Origin of the sequence: Ochrobactrum chromiisoli, from assembly GCF_026241335.1 — a bacterium.
Lineage (GTDB): Bacteria > Pseudomonadota > Alphaproteobacteria > Rhizobiales > Rhizobiaceae > Brucella > Brucella chromiisoli.
Map to the genome: position 1 here is coordinate 86,808 of NZ_JAPHAV010000004.1, position 22,805 is coordinate 109,612.

The following is a 22,805-nucleotide window of genomic DNA, read 5'->3' on the forward strand; positions in this document are numbered from 1 at the left end:
AAATCGCCGGTCCACTCTCCGGCAAAAATCGGAGAATGATCCATGCAATTAGAAGGCAAAGTGGCAATTGTCACCGGTGCTGGCCGCGGTATTGGCTATGCCATTGCCAAGCGTTTCCTTATGGACGGTGCAAGCGTCGTTTTGTCAGATATTGACGGCGCGGCGGCAACGAAAGCCGTCAAAGACTTGGAACAATATGGCCGCATTCTTTCGATTGCCTGCGATGTCGCCGATAAACTTGATATCCATAATCTGCTGACTTATGCCACGGCCAATCTTGGGGAGATCGATATTCTCGTCAACAATGCTGGCATCGTACATCAGGCAGATTTTCTCGATCTGAAAGAAGACGATTTCGACCGCGTTATGCGCGTCAATCTCAAAGGGGCGTTTCTCTGCTCTCAGGCGGTTGCAAAGCGTATGGTTGCACGCGTGGAAGCGGGTGGCGAGGCTGGCAGCATTATCAATATGTCGTCGATCAACGCGATATTCGGCCTGCCCGACCAGCTTGCTTATTCCGTATCCAAAGGTGGCGTGAACCAGCTGACACGCACGATGGCAATAGCGCTCGCAAAATGGGGCATTCGCGTTAATGCAATCGGCCCCGGGTCCATCGAAACCGATATGCTGTCTGCCGTAAACAGCGATACAGGCGCGCGAAACGCGATACTGGAACGCACGCCTTTGGGAAGAATCGGTCAACCATCTGAAATTGCTGCCATTGCTTCATTTCTCGCGTCGAGCGATTCAAGCTTTGTGACCGGCCAGACAATCTATGCAGATGGAGGCCGCTTACCGCTGAGCTATAAAGCAGCACCGCCCTTCAAGGCGTGATAAAATAATCGCTGATCGCGCATGTCAGAAAGACAGGAGTGAAGATCGCTCCTGACAGACAGTTGTCAGGAGGTCTGTGCCATAATGCATTCTCAAAGATGAGGGATCACCATGGCATTCGCAATCGCACCACTGCTCGCAATTCTCAAGGAATACAGGCGCAAGCAGGACGAACGTCGACGCTTCATACGAACACAGCGCGCGCTCGACAATCTCCCAAGCGACCTGCGCAAGGATATGGGTTGGCCAGACCGTTATCTGGAACAGCGCAAAGCAAAACAATGTAACGGAGAATAAGCCAGGAATGCGCCGCGCAGACCGCCTTTTCCAGATTGTTCAGCACTTGCGTGGTGGCAGACTTGTCACCGCGCGCCAGCTTGCCGAACGGCTGGAAGTTTCCGAACGCACCATCTACCGCGACATTGCCGACCTGCAATCAACAGGCGTTCCCATCGATGGTGAGGCCGGTGTCGGCTATATTCTCAGGCAGGGCTTTGAACTGCCGCCGCTGATGTTTACGCGCGACGAAATCGTGGCACTGGTTGCAGGCGCACGTCTGATCCGTGCATGGGGCGGCGTTTCGATGGCACGTGGCGCAGAGGAAGCGCTGGTAAAGATTGAAGCCGTGCTGCCCAAGGAAGAACGCGCCCGCATTACCAGCACACAAATCCATGCACCGTCTGCATCGATCAGTGTGGATGAACGGCGCATCATTGATGCCGTAGAACGGGCTGTCGATGAAGGGAAGGTTCTCAATATCCGCTATCGCGACCTTGAAGCGCGCGAAAGCGAGCGCGACATTCGTCCGCTTGGCCTTTGGTTCTGGGGCAAGGTCTGGACGGTGATTGGCTGGTGCGAATTGCGCAATGCTTTCCGCACATTTCGAACAGACCGCATCATTGCGGCGGGCAATGCCGGGCGCACATTCCGCTCTGAACGCGGAAAAACACTGGCTGACTTCTACCGACTGATGGAAATGAGTGAATACAACGCGTTTAAGGATTAAAAAAACCCGCCGGACAGGCGGGTTTTTTGTTCAATCGAAGAAATCTTATTCTTCGTCTTCGTCGGTGTTCGAGCCCTTCAGCGAAGACAGCTTTGCGAAAACCTTGTCCGCATCCAGCTCTTCTTCCTCAGGCGCTTCATCACGGTAATCGAAGTTTTCCGTGGCCGATGCCGGCAGCAATGTGCTGTCAGTTTCAGCAGCCGGACGGTTGCGCGCTGCGCGATCAACTTCAAGGTCGAGATCGATCTGCGAGCAAAGGCCGAGCGTCACAGGGTCCATGGCCGTCAGATTGGCAGAATTCCAGTGACTGCGGTTGCGAATCTGTTCGATGGTCGACTTGGTTGTGCCGATCAGGCGGGAAATCTGCGCATCTTTCAATTCCGGATGGTTACGCACCAGCCAGAGAATCGCGTTGGGACGATCCTGACGCTTTGAAAGCGGCGTATAGCGTGGTCCCTTGCGCTTGGCTTCCGGCACACGCACCTTAGGGTCGGAAAGCTTCAGACGATGGTATGGGTCCTTCTCACCCTTGGCAATTTCTTCGCGAGAAATCTGGCCGGTGATAACGGGATCAAGCCCCTTGATGCCCTGCGAAGCTTCACCGTCCGCAATTGCCTTCACCTCAAGCGGATGCAGCTTGCAGAAAGCAGCAATCTGGTCAAAAGACAAAGCCGTATTATCGACGAGCCAGACGGCCGTTGCCTTCGGCATAAGAAGCTGGGTGGCCATTAGATATAATCCTTCTGTTCGTCCGCTCCGGTGGCGCGGGACGTGGGAAAAACCACAAATTCCGGGAAATCATGGCCTATATATATTTTTTTTGGTCATAGAGCAAGAAACTGCTGTTAAGCCATCCCATGTTCTCTTCTTGTGAAAAGAAATCAGGCGACATCCAGCACAATTTTACCAACATGCTGACTGCCTTCCATGCGCTCATGTGCCCGCCACGCTTCTTTAAGCGGAAAAACCATATCCATGACAGGCACAACGCGTCGATCGTCCAGCAGCGGCCAGACTTTCGCTTCCAGTTCACGCGCAATACCTGCTTTGAACGCGACAGAACGCGAGCGCAATGTCGAACCGGTATGGGTCAGACGCTTGGTCATCAGAATCGCGAAATTGGCAGTCGCCTTGGCACCATTCAAAAATGCGATCTGCACAATGCGCCCGTCTTCGGCGGCAGCCTTGTAGTTGCGATCGACATAATCGCCACCCACCATATCGAGAATAACATCGGCACCTTTGCCGCCCGTTATCTCTTTAACCACCGTCACAAAATCCTCTTCACGATAATTGATGGCCCGGTCCGCACCCAATTTTGTGCAGGCTTCGCATTTATCTTTTGAGCCTGCCGTAACGATCACCTGCGCACCAAAGGCCTTTGCAAGCTGGATGGCCGTCGTTCCAATGCCTGATGATCCACCATGGATGAGCAAGGTCTCGCCTTTCTTCAATCCACCGCGCTCAAACACATTATGCCAGACTGTGAAAAAGGTTTCTGGGATTGCCGCAGCTTCGCGATAACCATAGCCGGAAGGCAGCGTTAGGGCGTTGGTTTCATGCACCGTTGCATATTCTGCATAACCGCCACCGGCAAGCAGCGCGACAACCTGATCACCAATGCGATAGCGCTCAACGCCTTCACCCAGAGCCACGACATCACCGGCGATCTCAAGCCCCGGTATATCTGATGCGCCGGGTGGCGGAGCGTAGCTGCCCTGGCGCTGCAAAACATCGGGCCGGTTGACACCAGCCGCACGAATTCGAACCAGAATTTCCCCCGCTTGTGGCTGTGGCACAGCCCGTTCGGTAGGGCGCAACACATGCGCTCCACCCGGTTGCGCAATTTCGATTGCAGTCATCTGGGAAGGCAATTGTGTTGTCATGGTCTGACCCCTGTTCGAATTTCTCATCAAAGAGCACTCCACATAGAGTACGCTTCGCATTTGAGAATAATTCATCATCGATTTTTGAAAATATATATGCGAAGATTCAAGGTGTTAAATCTTTTTTGTCTTTATAGACACGCCATAGACTCCGGAGGAAGGCCATGAGCGGTATCGATGAAGATGCAGGACAACCGCGCAAGAGTGTGGTTCTGAGCGATGAGGAACTGTCTGTGTTATCTCTGAGAGAGATTGATCAGCACATCGCTTTGCTGCAATCCGAAATTGAGCGTCTGAAAGTCGAAAGGCTGAAAAAGGGCGACAGCCGGGCAGCCGCCGAGGCGCTTTTTCGCTGATATGTCGTCTCATAACGATCAAACGAGGCCGCTTTCATGCGGCTTCATAAAATCCCGGGAACGTGATCTTGCGTATTTACATTCAGGTTCTGGCGCTGCTCTGCGGCACAGCCTTTCTTTTAATGGCCTCGGGCCTGCATGGCCTGCTTCTGCCACTGCGCGGCGGACTTGAAGGCTTCTCCGTTACCTCTCTTGGTATGCTCGGCACCACATGGGCGGGTGGCTTTGTTGCAGGCTGCCTTTTCGCCCCGCGCCTCGTGCGCCGTGTCGGCCATGTTCGTGCATTCGGATGTTTTGCAGCCTCCGCGGCCATTATCGCACTTTTATCCGGCATCTATATTGATGCAATTTCGTGGATCATTCTGCGCACCTTCACCGGTTTCTCGATGGCAGGCGCATTCATGGTCATCGAAAGCTGGCTCAATGAACGTGCCACCAATGAATCGCGCGGCAAGATTTTCGGCCTCTATATGATGGTCAACTATGGTGCCACGATGAGTGGCCAGATGATGGTGGCAAATGGCGACATTCGTTCCGATCATCTGTTCATGGTGACCGGCATTCTCTTCTGTCTCGCGCTGATCCCGACCGCCATGTCAACGGCGGTCAGTCCAAAGCCGCTTACGGAAGTTCAGCTTGATCTCAAAGCGCTCTACCGAAACTCCCCCGCGGCTTTCGTTGGCTGTATCCTGATCGGCATTGCCAATGGCGCATGGGGCACGCTTGGCGCAGTTTTCGGTGCAAAATCCGGCATTTCCACAACCGAAATCGCGCTCATGGTCAGCGTCACCATTGCTGCCGGCGCGCTTATGCAAATTCCTGTCGGGCGCATTTCAGACCTCATCGACCGACGCTATGTTCTGGCAGGTGTCGCATCCCTCGCTGCCCTTGTCGGGCTGCTGGCATTCATCATCGCTCCATCCAACGGCACCGTGATCATCATCATGACCGGCTGCTACGGCGCTCTGGCCTACGCGCTCTATCCCGTTGCGGTTGCCCATGCAAATGACCATGCGAGCTCGGAAAGCTTTGTCAAAGTATCGAGTGGCTTGTTGCTGCTTTACGGCTTTGGCACCATGCTGGGGCCTCTGCTGGCTGCTGCCGCGATGGACATCTTCTGGCCGTCCGGGCTTTTTGCCATCACCGCGCTCTCGCATATTTCAATTACGGCCTATGCGCTGTTCCGCTCACGCAAGCGGGCATCGGTACCCAAGGACGAAAAAGAACAGTTCAAAAGCATGCCTTCGGTCAAAAGCGCCACCCCTGAAGCCATGAATTTGGACCCGCGTGCCGAAGTGGAAGGCTGACAATAAAAAAGCAGCGAATATTCGCTGCTTTTTACGATGCTTTTGAACAGGATTGCCTTGTCAAAAAGATCTTCTTAAATGGCGATGCGCGGCGGCTGACACGCAGCCGCCAACATCGTTAGACCAGAAGTATGGCAGTATAAACCCTTTTGATCCTCACCAATTGCGGTCCCTACTGCCGTTCAAACAAACCCAAATTAATGACGGGTTACCTGCGTTTTTAGTTTTTCAATCTGCTCCTTGAGAGCCAGCTTTTTGCGCTTAAGAGAAGTAACATGCAGATCATCAGTTGCCGGTGACGCTAAAGCCTCGGAGATTTCCTCTTCCAAAGCGCCGTGCTTCTGTTCGAGCGTGGCAAGATGGGACTCGATAGCCATCATCATTTCTCCTTTGATTGGTTACTCAAAGGACAGAGCCATGTCGCGTTTTGCCAACAAATGGCTCTATCCGCTCTCACCTGCGCAAACGCCCGGCACACCTCCTGCTATCCGGGCCAGTTACGCAGTCCCGGCTGCCATTCAACAGTTCATACAGCAACCGTTATTCATGACAGAACAGTGACACTGTGGCATGAGTTTGGTCTAAAGTCGAATTTGTTTTGGTAGCATTTTCCAATCACAAAAAATGTGATAAAGGCTTTGCTTGAAACGGGTCTGCCCCAATCTGGTGCGGCCCGTAATATCATTCTGGAACAATATGGGGCAAACCGCATGTCCGATCAGGAACAGGCCGAAATCAGATTGGCCGTCGCACGTCTGAAACAGGAGCACGCGGATTTCGATGCAGCCATAAATGCCATGATGCAGGTGGGTTGCGATCAGCTGCGCATTCAGCGCATGAAAAAGAAAAAACTCGCCATCAAGGATAAGCTGCAGGAAATGGAAGATCAGGTCATTCCTGACATCATCGCCTGATCCTTTGATCACAAAAAGTTTATAGCCGGGATTTGCCCGGCTTTGTTTTTCAATAGAAGCAGGAAAGATCAATGAGTGTGAATGCAGACGTCGCCATCATCATGGGCAGCCAATCCGATTGGGAAACCATGCGTCATGCAGCAGACACATTGGAGGCGCTGGGCATTTCTTTTGACACACGCATCGTTTCCGCACACCGCACGCCGGACCGCCTTGTCGCTTTCGCCAAAGGTGCAAAGGCTGAAGGCTTCAAGGTCGTGATCGCTGGTGCAGGCGGTGCGGCGCATCTTCCTGGCATGGCCGCAGCCATGACCCCTCTCCCGGTTTTTGGCGTTCCAGTACAATCAAAAGCGCTTTCCGGCCAGGATTCGCTCCTGTCCATTGTGCAGATGCCAGCCGGTATTCCGGTCGGCACCTTGGCGATTGGTCGCGCCGGTGCCGTCAATGCAGCGCTCCTCGCAGCAGCCGTGCTGGCTCTTTACGACAACGCGCTTGCGGCCCGTCTTGATGAGTGGCGTGCGGCGCAAACCGAAAGCGTTGCTGAACGCCCATCCAACGAGGTTTGATATGGCACATTCCGCATTAAAAGCCGGATCAACGATCGGCATTATCGGCGGTGGCCAGTTGGGCCGTATGCTGGCCATGGCAGCAGCCCGCCTTGGCTATGAGACAATCATTCTGGAGCCACAGGCAGATTGCCCGGCGGCACAGGTGGCGAACCGCCAGATCATTGCAGCCTATGATGATCCGGCAGCTCTTGCTGAGCTTGCAGCAGCCTCCGACGTCATTACCTATGAATTCGAAAACGTGCCTGTATCCGCAGCCGACAAGCTCGCAGAATCGGCTCTTGTTTTCCCACCTCCGGCAGCGCTTGAGATTTCACAAGATCGCTTCACCGAAAAGCAGTTCCTCAATGAAAGCGGCATCCAAACTGCGCCTTGGCGTCTGGTTGACGATGAAGAATCACTCATTGCCGCACTTGGTGCACTGGGTGAGCGCGGTATTCTGAAAACCCGCCGCCTTGGCTATGATGGCAAAGGTCAGGTTCGTCTGACTTCACTTGATGAGAATGAAGCGCGTGCAGCCCTTGAGGCAATCAAACACGCGCCGGCAATTCTTGAAGGCTTCATCGCTTTTGAACGTGAGGTTTCTGTGATCGCAGCCCGTGATCGCGCCGGCAATGTTTCAATCTTTGACATCGCCGAGAACGTTCATAAGGACGGCATTCTCGCAACCTCGACCGTTCCAGCTTCAATCTCGGCTGAGACAGCCGATGCTGCAAGCCAGGCGGCTTCAAAGCTTCTGCATGCACTTGATTATGTCGGCGTGCTTGGTCTCGAATTCTTCGTGCTCGCGGACGGCACGCTCCTTGCCAATGAATTTGCGCCACGCGTGCACAATTCCGGCCACTGGACGGAAGCCGCTTGTGCCATCTCGCAGTTCGAGCAGCACATTCGTGCGGTGACAAGCCTGCCGCTTGGCGATACGGTGCGCCATTCGGATTGCGTCATGGAGAATCTGATTGGCGATGATATTGAGAAGGTTCCGGCGATTCTGACAGAATCGAATGCCGTGCTGCACCTCTACGGCAAAAAAGAAGCCCGTCCGGGCCGCAAGATGGGTCATGTCACCCGCATAAAGCCCCGTGTAAACTAAACTTCACAGAGGAATCGGGCAGATTCCTCTGTGAACAGCCCCTGCGGCAAGATTTTCCGAGTCCAGCTTCGTGAATCTGCGGCGCAGCAGTTGACATTTGGCTGAAATATTGTGTATTTCGGCCAACCCTTCGGGCAGGAATACTGCCTGTAACCAATTGGCGCCTTGGGCGCCTGTTTTTATGCAGCCCGGCGGCATGTCCTGTCGATGGGCCAACCAAGACCGGTGATTGACATGAAGATCAAGAATTCGCTCAAGGCGCTCAAGGCTCGTCATCGTGACTGCCAGCTCGTTCGCCGCAAGGGCCGCGTTTACATCATCAATAAGACTGCTCCGCGCTTTAAGGCACGTCAGGGCTAATCTTATTGCTGATTTTGCATTTGACGTTCCGCCGCGTATAATGAAAGTTATGCGCATGCGGAACGTTTTTGCATATCTGAACACATCTTCGCTCTCGATAGCAATCGCACTTACCGCAATGTTAAGTGCGTCTTTGGCTTATGCCGAAACAAATCCCTCACCGACAGCACCGATAACGCCGGTGCAAATCGGCACAGACGGCGACCAGAAGCCCGCTCCCAAAGAACAAAATCAAGCCGACCAAACGCCGGAAGAGCGCCTCAACAAGCTGTTTGCCGAACTCAAGCGCACATCCGATGAGACCAAAGCCCGTCGCCTCACTGTTCAAATCAATCAGATCTGGCAGCAATCCGGCAGCGCAACGGTCGATCTTTTGCTGCAGTGGGCGAGCAACGCCATGCTCGAAAAGCGCTATACATCAGCCCTTGATTTCCTGAATGAAGCCATCGCGATCAACCCGGACTATGCAGAAGCATGGAACCGGCGTGCGACGGTCTATTACCTGCGCAATGACTATGCGCATGCGATGTATGACATCAATCGCACACTGGAGCTTGAGCCACGCCATTATGGCGCCTTGACCGGCATGGCCGATATTCTGCGCGCTCGCGGCCTCAAGGAGCAGGCTCTAAAGGCCTATGAGAAGGCGCTTGAGGTTAATCCGATGATGCGTGATGCGCAGAAGAATTTCCTCGATCTGACAGAAGAACTTAGCGACACCCGCACCTGATTCTCTGACAATCGACCAAACAAAAACGCGCTCCGAAAGAAGCGCGTTTTTTCGTATCTATAAGGCTCACCCAAAACTGGGTGGGATTCGGGATTATGGTACGGCGAAAATGGTGAGGTTTGAGACCCGGCGCGCAGCGTACTTAAAGTACGTGAGCACCGGAAACGAAAAACCACGCCATTTGCAGGCCACCGGAAACCGAAGGCCGCCGGTTTAATCTGTCGATTGACCGTCAGCGCCAATATAGGCAATGCGCAGGAGATTGGTTGCGCCTGGCGTTCCAAATGGCACGCCTGCGGTGATGATCAAACGATCACCAGCCTTGCCGAACTCTTCCTTGAAAGCGACCTGACACGCGTGATCAACCATATCTTCCAAATCATGCGCATCTTCGGTCACAACGCAATGCAGACCCCAGACGACCGAAAGACGACGCGCAGTGTCAACCACCGGCGAAAGCGCGATAATCGGGGTACGTGGGCGCTCACGCGCGGCACGAAGACCAGTGGTGCCGGAGGCCGTATAGGTGACGATTGCCGATAGATTCAGCGTTTCAGCAATCTGGCGTGCAGCAAGCGAAATCGCATCTGCACCCGTTGGCTCTGGAATTGCACGCTGTGCGTCCAGAATACCCGGATAAGTCGGCTCACGCTCAACCTTTTCCGCGATACGGTTCATCGTCGCCACAGCTTCAACCGGATACTGACCGGAAGCTGATTCTGCCGAAAGCATGACGGCATCCGCACCTTCAAACACAGCCGTTGCAACGTCTGACACTTCGGCACGGGTTGGCACCGGTGCGGTGATCATCGATTCAAGCATCTGCGTTGCAACCACAACCGGCTTACCGGCGCGGCGGGCTTTGCGGATCATCTGCTTCTGAATGCCCGGCACGCTTTCCAGCGGCATTTCAACGCCCAGATCGCCACGGGCAACCATGATAGCGTCAGAAAGCTCAATAATCTCATCAAGACGGGTCACAGCCTGCGGCTTTTCGATCTTCGACATGAGACTGACTTTGCCGCCAGAGAATTTGCGGGCTTCGATCAAATCTTCAGGGCGCTGAATAAACGACAGGGCAACCCAGTCTATTTCTTCCTTGAGAACGGCCTCAAAATCCTTGTAATCCTTCTCGGTCAGCGCGCCGACACCCAGCGTGGTGTCTGGAAGGCTGACGCCCTTACGGTCGGAAATGCTGGTTCCGGCAACCACTTTACAACGAATAGACTTGCCATCACAGGCTTCGGCTATCAGTTCCAGCTTGCCGTCATCGATGAGAAGACGATGGCCCGGCTCCACCGCTTCCAGAATTTCCGGATGCGGGAGATAGACACGGGTTTCATCACCCGGCTCTTGATTGTCATCGAGCGTGAAGGTCTGACCTGCGACAAGCGTGACCTTTGTGTTCTTGAACTTGCCAACGCGCAGCTTTGGCCCCTGCAAATCCGCCAGAATTCCGATAGGACGGCCAAGTTCTTTTTCGACATTTCGAATACGCTTTACGAGTGTGCGCATCGTGTCATGATCGGCATGACTCATATTGATACGAAAGACGTCTGCACCAGCTTCAAAAAGCTGACGGATAACGGCTTCTTCGCCAGACGCCGGGCCGAGTGTGGCGAGAATCTTGACCTTGCGGTTGCGCTTCATGGGTTATTCGTTCCTGTAACTGTAGAGTTTTCTAACGGTGTTTCATCCGTGAGCTGTACCATCCAGCTCGACTGTTCCCCGGTATCGTATTCCTGGAAGCCGTTGCGCTGAAAACCGCGAGCAAAACAATCCTGAACGCCCGTAATGCGGAATTCCTTTTCCGCAACGCACATATTCACTTTGCCTTCCCAGCGACCGCCGCTTTGAGAGTCCTCAGCGTAAAGATAATAATAGCGTGACGACAAAGGCCCTTCGAGCAACGTCTTGCAGGTTGAACCGTCAATATGCCACCAACCCTCAGTCACCCAGCCGGATTTGGCCCGATAGCCAATCGCAACACCCACAAGGTTTTGAGTTGAGTTACACACTCGAAAATCGGCCCGCGCTTCCAGAGAAGTCATACCCAGAGCACCAACAAGCACACTGGAAAATAAACCCAAAAACAATGGAAGTCGCATTCGCCGAACTCCTTCAGCCCGCAATCGCTTTTGTCTCACGCAAGGATATCCTCTTTCGGTCGCTCTCTTTTCGGCAGTTTCGCCTTTGATGTCAACGCAATCCCGGAGAGAACCAACCAGTTACAGCATTTCCAATCAAACTGCATGCGATTTCAGCACGATTTAAACGATTAGATTCGTAGCTTTGCCGCATTCTGAAAACTGCTTCGCTTTTCAATTAAGAATGATCGTTGCAATCGCGACTTTCTCATGACAGAGCTGAAATGACTTGCGATGTATGACAGAAATCCCATTCAAGAAGCCTCTCCCATGTCATGTGATCCGTCCTTCTCACCCTTCCATCAAGTTGACGGCAATCTCAGCCTCGGTCTTCTTCTGACGGCCGACCACGCCCGCCGCGACTTGCCTGTTGAATATGGTAGTCTCGGCCTCGCAAAAAACGAGTTCGAACGCCACATTGCCTATGATATCGGCGTTGAGGAGCTGACACGTCAATTGGCTGCAAGGCTTGATGCACCAGCGGTCATGGGAGGCTTTTCGCGTCTGCTGATCGATCCCAATCGCGGCGAAGACGATCCCACACTCATCATGCAATTGTCGGATGGCGCGGTGATTCCCGGCAATTACCCAATGTCGCCCGAAGAACGCAAAATCCGCCTTGACCGTTTCTATCGTCCCTATCACGATGCCGTTGCATCCATGAGTGCGCGTGTCGCGACTGAGAGCAGCAAAGCGCCCTTCATCGTTTCGATCCATTCTTTTACGCCCAACTGGCGTGGAAAGGATCGCCCATGGCATATAGGACTTTTATGGGATTCTGACCCGCGGGCAGTGATACCGCTTCTTTCCATGCTGCGTGATGAGCCGGGCCTCATCGTCGGCGACAACGAACCCTATGACGGCGCACTCAAGAACGATGCCATGTATCGCCATGCGACGGCGCGTGGCTATGCGCATGTGCTCATTGAGGTGCGGCAGGATTTGATCGCTGATAAAGCTGGAGCCATTGAATGGGCGGATCGGCTTTCGCCAATGCTGGCGAAAATCAACACAATCCCGGAAATCCATGAAATCCGGCATTTCGGCTCCCGATCTGGACAGATTGATTGAGGCTTTGCCCGTTATCCACAGCCGGAAGGCAATAAAACAGGGTTTTATGGCCCCACAGCCCCTTAATTTCGCCTGCGACTCGCAGGAAAACCATGTCCGACTTTCGGCATGTGTTTTGTTGCTGTAACGAAACACTGTTGCCCCTCATTGATCATCGAGCTGAATTGGAGACCCCCGTGAGCGACGATATTACCAGCGAAGCCCAGACGATTGCCGTTGGCCAGTTGCGCGCTTTCATCGAGCGCATTGAGCGCCTTGAAGAAGAAAAAAAGACCATCGCCGACGATATCAAGGAAGTTTACGCGGAATTGAAGGGTTCGGGGTTTGACAGCAAGGTCGTAAGGACCATTATTCGTCTGCGTAAAAAAGAAGACCATGAACGTCAGGAAGAAGAAGCCATGCTCCAGCTTTATATGGATGCACTTGGCATGGGCTGACACTGAGGGCGCAATGCGCCTGACCCGCTCTTCTTCCTGAAATCGAAGCCCTGCGAATTCTTCGGAATTCGTACATACAGGAAGGGGATAGGGTCCATGGAGTTTAGAAAACTCGGACGTACTGAACTCGAGGTTTCGCCGCTTTGTTTTGGCGGCAATGTATTTGGCTGGACGGTCGATGAAGGAACATCCTTTTCGCTTCTCGACCGTTTTGTCGATGCAGGATTTAATTTTATCGACACGGCGGATGTCTATTCCGCATGGGCGCCGGGCAATGCCGGTGGTGAATCCGAAACCATTATCGGCAACTGGCTGAAATCCCGCGGTCTGCGCCACAAGGTTGTGATCGCCACCAAAGTCGGCTCCGAAATGGGGCCGAATGAAAAAGGCCTTTCACCAAACTATATTCGCAAAGCCGTCGATGCCTCCCTCAAACGACTGCAAACAGACTATATCGATCTCTATCAATCGCATTGGGATGACCCCGAAACGCCGTTTGAAGATGTTCTTGGCACCTATCAGGAGCTGATCAAGGCGGGTAAAGTGCGCGCAATCGGTGCGTCCAACCTGACATCGAAACGCCTGACAGAATCGCTTGATGTTGCAAAGCAGCATGGCCTGCCGCGTTATGAAACCCTGCAGCCGCTTTACAATCTCTATGACCGAGCCGTTTTTGAAGATGGTCTTGAAGCGATCTGCCGCGACAATGATCTGGGCGTGATCAATTATTATTCGCTGGCTTCCGGCTTTCTGACGGGCAAATACCGCTCAAAAGATGATCTTGGTCAAAGTGCGCGCGGTCAAACGGTTGAAAAATACCTGACAGATCGCGGGTCGCGGATTATTGCAGCACTTGATCAGGTAGCCCGTGCCAATGACGCCACACCAGCACAAATCGCCATTGCCTGGCTGATTGCACGCCCCTCCGTCACAGCCCCGATTGCCAGCGCCACGCGCCTCACCCAGCTTAATGAGCTGCTCGATGCCGCACAGATCAAGCTGGATGCTGATGCGATTGCCCTGCTCGACAAAGCGAGCGCTTAGAGAGTTTTCGAGGGATAATAATTATCCCTCGATTTCCTCGCGCAACATCTCCAGCTCCAGCCATTCTTCTTCCATGGCTGCGTTTTCGTTGCGCTTCTTTTCAAGAAGATCGGCCGTTTTCGCAAACAGTGTCGGGTCTTTGGCATAAAGATGCGGATCGGCAAGCTTGCCTTCCAGCACACTGATTTCCTTCGCAAGCGCATCCATTTTGCCGGGTAAGGTTTCGAGCGCGAATTTCTGCTTATAGGAAAGCTTACGCTTTTCATCACGCTTGGCCTGCGGCGCTTCACTACCCTTGTTATCAGTGCCAGCGGTCGCCGTTTTGACGTTGCGTCGTGCCAGCGCTTGTTCCTTACGCTGCGCCATCATATCGGCATAGCCACCGGCATATTCGAGCCAGTTGCCATCACCTTCCGGTGCGATTACCGACGTCACCGTGCGATCAAGGAAATCGCGGTCATGGCTGACAAGGATAACGGTCCCCGGAAAACCGGAAACCAGTTCCTGCAACAGATCAAGCGTTTCCATGTCGAGATCGTTGGTCGGCTCGTCGAGGATCAAAAGATTGGCAGGCCGCGCCAGAACGCGCGCCAGCATCAGGCGTGCCCGCTCACCGCCGGACAGTTCGCGGATTGGCGTCCGCGCCTGTTCGGGCTGGAACAGGAAGTCTTTCATATAAGAAACGACATGACGCTGTTCGCCGTTGACCACCAGGTTTTCACCACGCCCATCAGTGAGATAATGCGCGAGCGTATCATCAAGGTTCAGGCTCTCGCGCTTCTGATCAAGCTCAGCCATTTCCAGATTAACGCCAAGACGCAACGTGCCTGAATCGGGTGCGAGTTTGCCGGTCAGCATCGACAAAAGCGTCGTCTTGCCAGCCCCATTGGGTCCGACAAGACCAATACGATCACCGCGCTGCACACGGATCGAGAAATCATGAACGAGAACACGCTCGCCATACGCCTTGTTAAGCTTCTTCGCTTCAATCACCAGCTTGCCCGATTCCTTGGAATCACTGGCCGTCAGAACAGCTGTACCCTGCGCCTTGCGATGATCGCGGAAATCGGCGCGCATGGAATGCAGCTCACCGAGGCGGCGCATATTGCGCTTGCGGCGTGCGGTCACGCCATAGCGCAGCCAATGTTCCTCGCGCGCAATCTGACGCCCAAGCTTGTGATGGTCACGCTCCTCTTCTTCAAGAACCTTGTCCCGCCATTCCTCAAAATGCCCAAAGCCCTGATCGATACGGCGGGTGATGCCGCGATCAAGCCAGACTGTCGAGCGGCTGACATTTTCCAGAAAGCGGCGGTCGTGCGAAATCAGAACAATGGCTGAGCGAATCTGGCGCAGCTCATCTTCGAGCCATTCAATGGTCGTCAGGTCGAGATGGTTGGTCGGCTCGTCAAGCAGCAGCACATCCGGCTGCGGAGCAATCACGCGGGCAAGGGCTGCGCGACGCGCTTCCCCGCCAGAAAGATGATCGGGCTTTTCCTCGCCGGTCAAGCCCAGATGTTCCAGCAGATAGGTCACGCGGTGCGGATCGTCTGTTGGTCCAAGACCTGCTTCCACATAAGCGCGGACATTGGCAAAGCCTTCAAGATCAGGCACCTGCGGTAGATAGCGGATGGTGGCACCCGGATGCTTGTAAATTTCACCGGAGGTTGCTTCGACCATAGAAGCGGCAATTTTAAGCAGGGTGGATTTGCCGGAACCATTGCGTCCGACCAGCGCGATGCGGTCACCGTCACTCACCGAAAGGGCTGCATCTTCCAAAAGCGGCGTGCCGCCAAAGGTAAGCTTGATCTGATCGAGGCGAAGAAGCGGAGGTGCCATGGTTCTCTTTGAAAAATGCCGTTGAAATTTCTGTCCTGCTTGTCGGGGACAAAACGCATTCTGTCAAATGATAAGGCCAAAAAAGCAAACAGGCCGGGTTAACCCGGCCTGCTTTTGAATTCGAAACCGCTAAACGGTCAGCTTAGTTACAAGGTGCTTCGTAAACGCGACCGTAATTGTCGCGGTAACGGCAGTACTGAACACCATTACGGGTCTGTGCTGCACCAAGAAGCGTACCGGCAACGCCACCGATCGCAGCGCCAGCCAGAGCACCACGGCCATTGCCGCCGATAGCACCGCCAGCAAGTGCACCAAGAGCTGCACCACCAACACCATAGCCGGCAGTACGCTGTTCATTCGTCGTGCATGCTGCCGTTGAGAACGCAAGCGCACCGACGATTGCAATCATGGTAAGACGTGACTTCATGAAACAATCTCCTAATAGAGTTACACCAACACCGACTTTGCGTCCCCAATTTCGGCGCAAGGCGGACAATTCCCGCTGAGGCTATTTACAATACGTTTCGCTCGTCAGCGTCAAGCGGTTTCAATTGGTAAGGTTAGCAGCCATAGTAAAGATCAGCCCCCTCATTCAAGTTGGCTACAAGTATCGCAAGTCCTGAACGCACGGAAACGCAAAGAGTTCCACGCACAATATTGGAAACCGTCCATGAAGAACCAAAAGGAAGGGTCACGTTGTCTAACGGCCACTCTGCATTTGTGATTGAAAGTCCTTCGACTTTGCAGAAATTCACGACGCTGAAAGACGTGCCATCGGGAAAATCATAAACATAGTCTCCCCTAACAACCGGCCAGGCTTCCTCGACCCCGCTTGAAAGCAGAATATCCCGCCCCTCTGCGGCCTGCGCCGTTGCCATCGTAAGATGCAGCAAGGTGTGATCCGTGCGCGGGCCACCAAATGCCCCACATAAAATGACCTTCTCAGCGCCGCACGCAAAAGCTTCCGAAAGTGCAAGCTCGCCATCAGTCATATCTTTGGCACGTGGAAAACTCTTCTGCGGAATATGCGCATACTGCTCTTTCAACGCCTCAGAAGCGGAATCAAAGTCCCCCAGCCACAGCTCAGGTTCAACACCCAGCTCCGCTGCATGGCGTATGCCACTGTCGGCGGCAAGAACGCGCGCTCCCGCAATCTGATTTTTCAGACGATCCGTGACAACGAGATCGCCGCCAAGTAAAATGACAAATGTGCTCATAAACCGCTCATAACATGCGGAAATTCTAGCTGAAAGCCCGCATTGCGAACCCTTGCCCTTCCTGAAGCAAACATCTATTGTTGCCGTGCTCTAACGGGGTGCCATTCGTTCTTAGAATGGCTGAGAAGCCGCACACCGGCTAACCCGCTGAACCTGATCCGGTTTGTACCGGCGGAGGGATTAGATGCTGACCGATTTCCCAAGCGGCGCTCAATCTTTTCGAATAAAAGAAAGGAATGCCGTTATGCGGCTTTTATCTCTGCTTACCCTGTCGCTGAGCGCAGCTTTTGCCTTTGCGCCTGTTGCCCACGCCAAAGACAAGCTGACCATCTACACCTATGACAGCTTTGTTTCCGAGTGGGGCCCAGGCCCAAAGGTCAAGGAAAACTTCGAGAAAGAATGCGATTGCACGCTCGAATGGGTTGCATCGGCTGATGGCGTCGCCCTGCTCAATCGCCTCAAGCTTGAGGGCGGCAATACCAAAGCAGACATCGTCCTTGGCCTCGACACGAACCTGACGACCGAAGCGCGCGCCACCGGCTATTTCGCGCCGAGCGGCATTGATCTTTCCAATGTCAAAGTGCCGGGCGATTTCAAGGACGATATTTTCGTGCCTTATGACTACGGCTATTTCGCCGTTGTCTATGATTCCGAGAAGCTGCCCAATCCGCCGAAAAGCCTCAAAGAGCTGGTCGAAGGCGATCCGTCGCAAAAAATCGTCATTCAGGACCCGCGCACATCGACACCGGGCCTTGGCATTCTGCTCTGGATCAAATCGGTCTATGGCGATCAGGCAGCCGAAGCATGGGAAAAGCTGCAGAAGCGCATTCTCACGGTGACGCCGGGCTGGTCGGAAGCCTATGGCCTGTTCACCAAAGGTGAAGCACCAATGGTGCTCTCTTACACCACCTCCCCTGCCTATCACATGATTGCCGAGAAAACCGAGCGCTATAAGGCACTGGCATATCCTGAAGGCAATTACCTTCAGATCGAACTTGCTGCCCAGACAACAACAGGCGCCAAAAACCCGCTTGCACAAAAATTTCTCGCGTTCATGACCGGCCCCGGCTTTCAGGATGTGATTCCCGAAACCAACTGGATGTATCCGGCAGGCAAGACTTCGCAGCCGCTTGCACCGGCTTTCGACACATTGCCGAAGCCTGAAAAGACCCTTCTGATCCCAGCCGACGCGGTTGCGAAGAACCGCAAGGCATGGGTCGATGAATGGCTTGACGCTTCAAGCAAATGATCAAAGCACCGACCAGAACCAGCGCTGCTCACACCATGCCTGCGATAAAACAACTCGCGGGCATGCTGGCGCTTGGCTTTCTTGCGGTGCTGGTCGGTGGTTCGCTTCTTGCGCTGGCATTAGAAGCCAGCGGCTTTGATACGGATGTCTATTTCGACAATTATCTGCTGCGCGTCGCCCGTTTCACACTCACGCAAGCTGCGGCATCGGCTCTGCTGTCAGTGCTGTTTGCCATTCCGGTAGCGCGGGCGCTTTATGCAGAATCAAACTTTCCGGGTCGAAGCCTGATCCTGCGCCTTTTCGCGCTGCCACTCGCCTTGCCTGCCCTTGTGACGGTGCTGGGCATCACCAGCATTTACGGGCGCAACGGCTTTATTGCGCAGCTTTCGCAAGCAAGCAGCTATCCGCTCTCACCCGATATTTACGGCATCACCGGCATTTTGATCGCGCATGTGTTTTTCAATATGCCGCTGGCTGTCAGACTCATTCTCGCGACTTATGACTCAATACCCGCCGATTACTGGAAGCTTTCAGCACAACTTGGCATGGGAAGCCCGTCGCGCTTTCGCCTGATTGAATGGCCCGTCATTCGGCGCAATCTGCCCGGCATGTTCGGTCTGATCTTCATGCTCTGCGTCACAAGCTTCACAACGGTTCTCACCCTTGGCGGAGGACCACGCGCCACAACGCTGGAAGTTGCAATTTACCAAAGCCTGCATTTCGATTTCGATCCGGCGCGCGCGGTTGCTCTCACCTTCGCACAGCTTGCGCTGACACTTTTCATTTTGCTGGCCCTGCGCATGACCGGACGCCCATCGGAAGAAGGCTTTACGCTTACACGTAACGCGAGACGCTATGCGAAGCCCTCCGTGCCAGAACGCTTTTTCAATATCACAGCCATTGCGATTGGCTTCCTCTATGTCGCGCTTCCCGTCATCGGCATCGTCATTTCAGGTCTTGCCGCCGATCTGGTCGGGCTTTTGAGGGAGAAGACCGTCTGGCGAGCAATCAGCACCAGTCTGGCACTTGGATTTTCAGCAGCCCTCCTCTCTGTCATCCTCTCCCTCTCCCTGGTCATCGCACGCGAGGCCACAAAGAGCGTGCGCCTTGCCGGGCTTTTTGACACAGGCGCAAGCCTCATTCTGGTCATGCCGCCCATCGTTCTGGGTGCGGGCTGGTTCATTTTGCTGCGCCATTTCACAGATCCCTTCCTGATGGCTCCGTTGATGGTGATAACAGTCAATGCCGCGATGGCCATGCCGTTTGCCGTGCGCCTGCTGCGACCTTCATGGGACACAGCGGCTGCGCGCCACAACAGGCTCTGTGCACAGCTTGGCATCACAGGCTTCAACCGGCTGAAACTGATCGACTGGCCATCCATTCAAAAACCCTTCGGAATGGCCTTTGCCTTTGCCATGGCGCTTTCGCTGGGCGATCTCGGCACCATCGCACTTTTCGGCAGCGATGCATTGTTAACGCTGCCTTATCTTCTGTTCCAGCGTATGGGCAGCTACCGCACATTCGACGCAGCAGGCCTTGCATTGATCCTCGGAATCTTATGTCTTGGCCTGATGATGATTGCAGATCGTGCTGCCTCGCGAAAGGAAACGCCGCTTCTATGAATGTCAAAGCCGACATCAGGCTTCGCGATCTATATTTCAGCTATGGCGAAACCAAAATGCATTTCGACGCGACCATACCGGGCGGCGTAATTGCGGCCATTGTCGGCCCCAGCGGCTCGGGAAAGTCCACACTGCTCAATCTGATTGCAGGATTTGAAAAACCAGAAATCGGGCAGATTTTGATCGGCGCTCTTGATGTTACCGATCTGCCGCCTGCATCCCGGCCCGTTTCAATGGTCTTTCAGGAGAATAATCTTTTCGCACATCTAAGCGTCGAGCAGAATGTCGGGCTTGGCCGTTCTCCCAATCTGAAGCTGAACCAACAGGATCGGGACGCAATCGCAACTGCATTGGAACGCGTGGGACTTAAAGGCAAAGAGAACCGCAAACCCGAAGCGCTTTCGGGTGGCGAACGTCAGCGGGTGGCTATCGCACGCGCTCTGGTGCGCGCAAGACCGGTATTATTACTGGACGAAGCCTTTGCTTCCCTTGGACCCGCACTACGCCATCAGATGCTTGATCTTGTGCGTGCATTGCATGAAGAAAACAAAATGACGGTGCTGATGGTTACACATACGCCGGAAGACGCACTCTATCTCAATGCTTTGTTGCTGTTTCTCGACAATGGCCGGATTTCCGCACAAGGGCCTGCCCATGAATTACTCTCGCCATCTGGACCCGAAGCTTTGAAGCACTATATCGGTGCACAGACGCCAAAGCTCAAATAGAGTTACGGCAGTGGACATATTTTGTTCGCAATCGGCTTAAAGAACGCTTTGAACACTGATCAGCTTCTTGTAGGCAATTCAGTGAGCGGCTAAATTTATGCCACGACATCGACGTCCATTCATTGCGAGGATAAAATACTGATCCGTCAACAGACCCGTGCCCGGGCCTCCCTGTGCCTTCCAGTCCCCCTGCCAGAACAGACACAGCGCAATTGGCGGAAACCAGCCATTGGTCTTGGCTTGCTGGCGATTGCCTTGATTTCGGGCTGCCAGTCGTTCAATTCGAGCAAGGATCTCGGCCTTCAGCCATCGTCCAATCCGGTCACCGTTGAAAACGTCACGCGCAACGACCGGCTGGCGCAAATCGGCGCGCAGCAGCATCCGCGCATCCTCGCCACTTATGGCGGCGAGTATAAAGACCCGAAGCTGGAGCGCATGGTCGCCAAGATCGTCGGCAATCTCACAACGGTTTCCGACAAGCCGGATCAGACCTATCGCATCACAATCCTCGACAGCCCCAACATCAATGCCTTCGCTTTGCCGGGCGGGTTTCTTTACGTAACACGCGGTTTGCTGGCGCTTGCCAACGACTCATCTGAAGTCGCAGCCGTTATCGCCCATGAAATGGGCCACGTGGTCGCCAATCACGGTATTCTTCGTCAGGAGAAAGAGGCAGAAACAGCAATTGCCGGGCGGGTCGCCACAGAAGTTCTGCACAATGAAAATGCAAGTCGTGAAGCAACCATTCGCGGCAAACTCCGCCTTGCGCAGTTCTCGCGCAATCAGGAACTGCAAGCCGACGCCATCGGCATCAAAATGATCGGTGAAGCGGGGTATGACCCGTTCGCTTCCGCACGCTTCCTGCAATCGATGGAAGCTTACACAGATTTCCGGTCTGTCTCTGGTGCCACCGATGCGAGCCTCGACTTTCTCGCAAGCCACCCTGCAACGCCACAACGCATTCAGCTGGCGCTCGGACACGCGCGCCGCATTGGCGCGCCGGGCGTTGGCACAACGGATCGCGATTCCTTCCTCAACGGCATTGATGGCCTGCTCTATGGCGATTCGCCCAATGAAGGCTATGTGCGCGAACAGACCTTCATCCATCCAAAGCTCGGCGTAACCTTTACCGCGCCGGCCGGCTTCACCATTGACAATTCGGCCAATGCCGTCATGGCCAGTGGACCGGGCGAAGTGGCAATCCGCTTTGACGGCGCATCGCTGCCTGCAGGCTCCAGCCTTACCGATTATATCAAATCGGGCTGGGTGACGGGCCTTGATGAAAGCTCAATCCGCCCCATCACGATCAACGGCCTGCCTGCGGCAACCGCGCGCGCGAGTGCGGATCGCTGGCAATTCGACATTGTGGTGATCGGTGCCAACAACAAGGTCTATCGCTTTCTGACGGCAGCGCCAAAGGGCAGCAATGCACTCATGCCTGCATCGCAAAGCGTGACACAATCCTTCCGCCTGCTTTCGGCAGCCGAGCAACAAGCCATCAAACCTTTGCGCATTCGCGTGGTGACTGTGAAGCCGGGGGATACAATGGCCAGCCTTTCAGCACGCATGCAGGGAACAACCCGCAAGCTTGAACTGTTCCGCCTGCTCAACGCCATGCCTGCGGGCGCAACTGTATCTGTGGGCGATCGCGTCAAAATCATAAGCGAGTAAGTCAATGGAAGTCATGCTTGAATCATTGCTGGCAGGCCAGATCGCCCCACTAGGACCGCGTGCCGCACCGAGCGGGATCGATAAGAAGCCTATATCGGGGCCCGTTCGCTTGCTGCGCGAAGGCCTCGAATGCGACGAGCAAGGCGACAGAAAAGTCCACGGCGGTCCCGAAAAGGCCATTCACCATTATCCGCACGATCATTATGCCCTCTGGCGCGAGGATATTGGCGACCATCCCTGTTTTGATGCGCCCGGCGCTTTTGGAGAGAACATCTCAACCACCGGACTGACCGAGCATAATGTTGCTATCGGCGACCGTTTTCGCTTGGGAACAGCTTTGGTTGAGGTGTCACAGGGCAGGCAGCCCTGCTGGAAACTCAATGCGCGCTTCGATGTACCGGACATGGCAACCCGCGTGCAAAAAACCGGACGCACCGGCTGGTATTATCGGGTTTTGGAAGAAGGTGTTGTCAGCGCTGACGACACGATAACGCGTGTCGAACGCCTTTCCCCAGAATGGACGCTGCACCGGGTTTGGCATCTTCTCTACGTCGATATGCTTAATTATGACGAACTTGCACGGATGGCCAACCTTGCGCACCTTGCCGATGGCTGGAAGCGCTATGCCATCCGCCGTCTGGAAAACCGCAAGGTCGAAGACTGGTCATCGCGCCTTGAAGGCAGCCGCGATTAGCGTATGTCTCCCCAAAGTGGGACCCGGTTTTGGGATAAAG

Annotated in this window: 26 protein-coding genes and 1 riboswitch; of the genes, 18 read left to right on the forward strand and 8 right to left on the reverse strand. The window is 54.3% G+C overall.

Annotation, left to right across the window (positions count from 1 at the left end; translation table 11 throughout):
• The first annotated feature begins 42 nt into the window (after positions 1 to 42).
• The 3 genes from OPR82_RS11025 to OPR82_RS11035 all read left to right on the forward strand — a co-directional run bounded on the left by OPR82_RS11025 (position 43) and on the right by OPR82_RS11035 (position 1,840).
• Complete coding sequence (locus OPR82_RS11025) at positions 43 to 834, forward strand: SDR family NAD(P)-dependent oxidoreductase (RefSeq protein WP_265984830.1); 792 nt, start codon at positions 43 to 45, stop codon at positions 832 to 834.
• Between the two features lie 111 nt (positions 835 to 945).
• Positions 946 to 1,131 carry a hypothetical protein gene (locus OPR82_RS11030; protein WP_265984831.1) on the forward strand — a complete coding sequence of 62 codons (186 nt, stop codon included), beginning with the start codon at positions 946 to 948 and terminating at the stop codon, positions 1,129 to 1,131.
• Between the two features lie 7 nt (positions 1,132 to 1,138).
• Complete coding sequence (locus tag OPR82_RS11035) at positions 1,139 to 1,840, forward strand: helix-turn-helix transcriptional regulator (RefSeq protein WP_265984832.1); 702 nt, start codon at positions 1,139 to 1,141, stop codon at positions 1,838 to 1,840.
• A gap of 45 nt (positions 1,841 to 1,885) precedes the next feature.
• Here the strand turns inward: OPR82_RS11035 and OPR82_RS11040 are convergent, their stop codons facing one another.
• Both OPR82_RS11040 and OPR82_RS11045 read right to left on the reverse strand, forming a co-directional pair.
• Positions 1,886 to 2,569, reverse strand: coding sequence for a DUF1013 domain-containing protein (locus OPR82_RS11040; RefSeq protein WP_265984833.1), 684 nt, complete (start codon positions 2,567 to 2,569; stop codon positions 1,886 to 1,888).
• A 152-nt stretch (positions 2,570 to 2,721) separates the two neighbouring features.
• Positions 2,722 to 3,726, reverse strand: coding sequence for an NAD(P)H-quinone oxidoreductase (locus OPR82_RS11045; RefSeq protein ID WP_265984834.1), 1,005 nt, complete (start codon positions 3,724 to 3,726; stop codon positions 2,722 to 2,724).
• Positions 3,727 to 3,890: 164 nt separating this feature from the next.
• On the opposite strand from OPR82_RS11045, the gene OPR82_RS11050 reads away from it, so the two are divergent.
• Together OPR82_RS11050 and OPR82_RS11055 are read left to right on the forward strand one after the other, a co-directional pair.
• Positions 3,891 to 4,082, forward strand: coding sequence for a DUF1192 domain-containing protein (locus tag OPR82_RS11050; protein ID WP_265984835.1), 192 nt, complete (start codon positions 3,891 to 3,893; stop codon positions 4,080 to 4,082).
• A gap of 68 nt (positions 4,083 to 4,150) precedes the next feature.
• Positions 4,151 to 5,389 (forward strand): MFS transporter, encoded by a 1,239-nt coding sequence (locus OPR82_RS11055; protein ID WP_265984836.1) that lies wholly within the window; start codon positions 4,151 to 4,153, stop codon positions 5,387 to 5,389.
• A 197-nt stretch (positions 5,390 to 5,586) separates the two neighbouring features.
• Here OPR82_RS11055 and OPR82_RS11060 read toward each other — a convergent pair whose 3' ends face one another.
• The gene (locus OPR82_RS11060) at positions 5,587 to 5,769 is read right to left on the reverse strand and encodes a YdcH family protein (protein ID WP_265984956.1); all 183 of its coding nucleotides are present in this window, start codon (positions 5,767 to 5,769) and stop codon (positions 5,587 to 5,589) included.
• Positions 5,770 to 6,099: 330 nt separating this feature from the next.
• Between OPR82_RS11060 and OPR82_RS11065 the strand changes: the two genes are divergently transcribed.
• From OPR82_RS11065 to OPR82_RS11085, 5 genes are all read left to right on the forward strand, one after another.
• A complete protein-coding gene (locus tag OPR82_RS11065) occupies positions 6,100 to 6,303 on the forward strand; it encodes a YdcH family protein (RefSeq protein ID WP_007876691.1) in 204 nt (67 codons plus the stop codon).
• 77 nt (positions 6,304 to 6,380) lie between these two features.
• Positions 6,381 to 6,869 carry a 5-(carboxyamino)imidazole ribonucleotide mutase gene (gene purE, locus OPR82_RS11070; protein WP_265984957.1) on the forward strand — a complete coding sequence of 163 codons (489 nt, stop codon included), beginning with the start codon at positions 6,381 to 6,383 and terminating at the stop codon, positions 6,867 to 6,869.
• A 1-nt stretch (position 6,870) separates the two neighbouring features.
• Positions 6,871 to 7,959: a 5-(carboxyamino)imidazole ribonucleotide synthase gene (locus OPR82_RS11075; protein WP_265984837.1), complete on the forward strand. Its 1,089-nt coding sequence runs from the start codon at positions 6,871 to 6,873 to the stop codon at positions 7,957 to 7,959.
• Between the two features lie 234 nt (positions 7,960 to 8,193).
• Positions 8,194 to 8,319, forward strand: a complete 126-nt coding sequence (gene ykgO / locus OPR82_RS11080; protein ID WP_002967908.1) for a type B 50S ribosomal protein L36 — start codon at positions 8,194 to 8,196, stop codon at positions 8,317 to 8,319.
• A gap of 37 nt (positions 8,320 to 8,356) precedes the next feature.
• Positions 8,357 to 9,049, forward strand: coding sequence for a tetratricopeptide repeat protein (locus tag OPR82_RS11085; protein WP_265984958.1), 693 nt, complete (start codon positions 8,357 to 8,359; stop codon positions 9,047 to 9,049).
• 213 nt (positions 9,050 to 9,262) lie between these two features.
• Here the strand turns inward: OPR82_RS11085 and pyk are convergent, their stop codons facing one another.
• Together pyk and OPR82_RS11095 are read right to left on the reverse strand one after the other, a co-directional pair.
• Positions 9,263 to 10,699: a pyruvate kinase gene (gene pyk / locus OPR82_RS11090; RefSeq protein ID WP_265984838.1), complete on the reverse strand. Its 1,437-nt coding sequence runs from the start codon at positions 10,697 to 10,699 to the stop codon at positions 9,263 to 9,265.
• Positions 10,696 to 11,157, reverse strand: coding sequence for a DUF1036 domain-containing protein (locus tag OPR82_RS11095; protein WP_265984839.1), 462 nt, complete (start codon positions 11,155 to 11,157; stop codon positions 10,696 to 10,698). Before OPR82_RS11095 ends, pyk begins: the two co-directional genes overlap by 4 nt.
• Positions 11,158 to 11,466: 309 nt before the next feature.
• Between OPR82_RS11095 and OPR82_RS11100 the strand changes: the two genes are divergently transcribed.
• The 3 genes from OPR82_RS11100 (at position 11,467) to OPR82_RS11110 (ending at position 13,748) form a co-directional block, all read left to right on the forward strand.
• The gene (locus tag OPR82_RS11100) at positions 11,467 to 12,267 is read left to right on the forward strand and encodes an N-formylglutamate amidohydrolase (protein WP_265984840.1); all 801 of its coding nucleotides are present in this window, start codon (positions 11,467 to 11,469) and stop codon (positions 12,265 to 12,267) included.
• Between the two features lie 176 nt (positions 12,268 to 12,443).
• The gene (locus OPR82_RS11105; protein ID WP_061348000.1) at positions 12,444 to 12,704 is read left to right on the forward strand and encodes a DUF2312 domain-containing protein; all 261 of its coding nucleotides are present in this window, start codon (positions 12,444 to 12,446) and stop codon (positions 12,702 to 12,704) included.
• Between the two features lie 96 nt (positions 12,705 to 12,800).
• The gene (locus OPR82_RS11110) at positions 12,801 to 13,748 is read left to right on the forward strand and encodes an aldo/keto reductase (RefSeq protein ID WP_265984841.1); all 948 of its coding nucleotides are present in this window, start codon (positions 12,801 to 12,803) and stop codon (positions 13,746 to 13,748) included.
• 21 nt (positions 13,749 to 13,769) lie between these two features.
• Here OPR82_RS11110 and OPR82_RS11115 read toward each other — a convergent pair whose 3' ends face one another.
• From OPR82_RS11115 to OPR82_RS11125, 3 genes are all read right to left on the reverse strand, one after another.
• Positions 13,770 to 15,584: an ABC-F family ATP-binding cassette domain-containing protein gene (locus tag OPR82_RS11115; RefSeq protein WP_265984842.1), complete on the reverse strand. Its 1,815-nt coding sequence runs from the start codon at positions 15,582 to 15,584 to the stop codon at positions 13,770 to 13,772.
• A 142-nt stretch (positions 15,585 to 15,726) separates the two neighbouring features.
• On the reverse strand, positions 15,727 to 16,011 hold the full coding sequence (locus tag OPR82_RS11120; RefSeq protein ID WP_265984843.1) for a hypothetical protein: 285 nt from the start codon (positions 16,009 to 16,011) through the stop codon (positions 15,727 to 15,729).
• A gap of 133 nt (positions 16,012 to 16,144) precedes the next feature.
• On the reverse strand, positions 16,145 to 16,801 hold the full coding sequence (locus OPR82_RS11125) for a thiamine diphosphokinase (RefSeq protein WP_265984844.1): 657 nt from the start codon (positions 16,799 to 16,801) through the stop codon (positions 16,145 to 16,147).
• A gap of 84 nt (positions 16,802 to 16,885) precedes the next feature.
• A riboswitch (TPP riboswitch) is annotated at positions 16,886 to 16,998 on the forward strand.
• A gap of 47 nt (positions 16,999 to 17,045) precedes the next feature.
• On the opposite strand from OPR82_RS11125, the gene thiB reads away from it, so the two are divergent.
• The 5 genes from thiB to OPR82_RS11150 all read left to right on the forward strand — a co-directional run bounded on the left by thiB (position 17,046) and on the right by OPR82_RS11150 (position 22,765).
• Entirely contained in the window at positions 17,046 to 18,050 is a 1,005-nt protein-coding gene (thiB, locus tag OPR82_RS11130; RefSeq protein ID WP_265984845.1) for a thiamine ABC transporter substrate binding subunit, read from the forward strand.
• Positions 18,047 to 19,672 (forward strand): thiamine/thiamine pyrophosphate ABC transporter permease, encoded by a 1,626-nt coding sequence (gene thiP, locus OPR82_RS11135; protein WP_265984846.1) that lies wholly within the window; start codon positions 18,047 to 18,049, stop codon positions 19,670 to 19,672. Before thiB ends, thiP begins: the two co-directional genes overlap by 4 nt.
• Positions 19,669 to 20,400 carry a thiamine ABC transporter ATP-binding protein gene (locus OPR82_RS11140; RefSeq protein WP_265984847.1) on the forward strand — a complete coding sequence of 244 codons (732 nt, stop codon included), beginning with the start codon at positions 19,669 to 19,671 and terminating at the stop codon, positions 20,398 to 20,400. The genes thiP and OPR82_RS11140 overlap by 4 nt, the downstream gene beginning before the upstream one ends.
• A 189-nt stretch (positions 20,401 to 20,589) precedes the next feature.
• The gene (gene cdlP, locus OPR82_RS11145) at positions 20,590 to 22,071 is read left to right on the forward strand and encodes a cell division protease CdlP (protein WP_265984959.1); all 1,482 of its coding nucleotides are present in this window, start codon (positions 20,590 to 20,592) and stop codon (positions 22,069 to 22,071) included.
• A 4-nt stretch (positions 22,072 to 22,075) separates the two neighbouring features.
• Positions 22,076 to 22,765, forward strand: a complete 690-nt coding sequence (locus OPR82_RS11150) for an MOSC domain-containing protein (protein ID WP_265984848.1) — start codon at positions 22,076 to 22,078, stop codon at positions 22,763 to 22,765.
• Positions 22,766 to 22,805: the final 40 nt, after the last annotated feature.

What these genes read in the sequence shown, in the direction of transcription:
- OPR82_RS11025 (WP_265984830.1), top strand. Translation starts at nt 43, where the DNA reads ATGCAATTAGAAGGCAAAGTGGCAATTGTCACCGGTGCTGGCCGCGGT.
- OPR82_RS11030 (WP_265984831.1), top strand. Translation starts at nt 946, where the DNA reads ATGGCATTCGCAATCGCACCACTGCTCGCAATTCTCAAGGAATACAGG.
- OPR82_RS11035 (WP_265984832.1), top strand. Translation starts at nt 1,139, where the DNA reads ATGCGCCGCGCAGACCGCCTTTTCCAGATTGTTCAGCACTTGCGTGGT.
- OPR82_RS11040 (WP_265984833.1), bottom strand. Translation starts at nt 2,569, where the DNA reads ATGGCCACCCAGCTTCTTATGCCGAAGGCAACGGCCGTCTGGCTCGTC.
- OPR82_RS11045 (WP_265984834.1), bottom strand. Translation starts at nt 3,726, where the DNA reads ATGACAACACAATTGCCTTCCCAGATGACTGCAATCGAAATTGCGCAA.
- OPR82_RS11050 (WP_265984835.1), top strand. Translation starts at nt 3,891, where the DNA reads ATGAGCGGTATCGATGAAGATGCAGGACAACCGCGCAAGAGTGTGGTT.
- OPR82_RS11060 (WP_265984956.1), bottom strand. Translation starts at nt 5,769, where the DNA reads ATGATGGCTATCGAGTCCCATCTTGCCACGCTCGAACAGAAGCACGGC.
- OPR82_RS11065 (WP_007876691.1), top strand. Translation starts at nt 6,100, where the DNA reads ATGTCCGATCAGGAACAGGCCGAAATCAGATTGGCCGTCGCACGTCTG.
- OPR82_RS11075 (WP_265984837.1), top strand. Translation starts at nt 6,871, where the DNA reads ATGGCACATTCCGCATTAAAAGCCGGATCAACGATCGGCATTATCGGC.
- ykgO (WP_002967908.1), top strand. Translation starts at nt 8,194, where the DNA reads ATGAAGATCAAGAATTCGCTCAAGGCGCTCAAGGCTCGTCATCGTGAC.
- pyk (WP_265984838.1), bottom strand. Translation starts at nt 10,699, where the DNA reads ATGAAGCGCAACCGCAAGGTCAAGATTCTCGCCACACTCGGCCCGGCG.
- OPR82_RS11095 (WP_265984839.1), bottom strand. Translation starts at nt 11,157, where the DNA reads ATGCGACTTCCATTGTTTTTGGGTTTATTTTCCAGTGTGCTTGTTGGT.
- OPR82_RS11100 (WP_265984840.1), top strand. Translation starts at nt 11,467, where the DNA reads ATGTCATGTGATCCGTCCTTCTCACCCTTCCATCAAGTTGACGGCAAT.
- OPR82_RS11110 (WP_265984841.1), top strand. Translation starts at nt 12,801, where the DNA reads ATGGAGTTTAGAAAACTCGGACGTACTGAACTCGAGGTTTCGCCGCTT.
- OPR82_RS11115 (WP_265984842.1), bottom strand. Translation starts at nt 15,584, where the DNA reads ATGGCACCTCCGCTTCTTCGCCTCGATCAGATCAAGCTTACCTTTGGC.
- OPR82_RS11120 (WP_265984843.1), bottom strand. Translation starts at nt 16,011, where the DNA reads ATGAAGTCACGTCTTACCATGATTGCAATCGTCGGTGCGCTTGCGTTC.
- OPR82_RS11125 (WP_265984844.1), bottom strand. Translation starts at nt 16,801, where the DNA reads ATGAGCACATTTGTCATTTTACTTGGCGGCGATCTCGTTGTCACGGAT.
- thiB (WP_265984845.1), top strand. Translation starts at nt 17,046, where the DNA reads ATGCGGCTTTTATCTCTGCTTACCCTGTCGCTGAGCGCAGCTTTTGCC.
- thiP (WP_265984846.1), top strand. Translation starts at nt 18,047, where the DNA reads ATGATCAAAGCACCGACCAGAACCAGCGCTGCTCACACCATGCCTGCG.
- OPR82_RS11140 (WP_265984847.1), top strand. Translation starts at nt 19,669, where the DNA reads ATGAATGTCAAAGCCGACATCAGGCTTCGCGATCTATATTTCAGCTAT.
- OPR82_RS11150 (WP_265984848.1), top strand. Translation starts at nt 22,076, where the DNA reads ATGGAAGTCATGCTTGAATCATTGCTGGCAGGCCAGATCGCCCCACTA.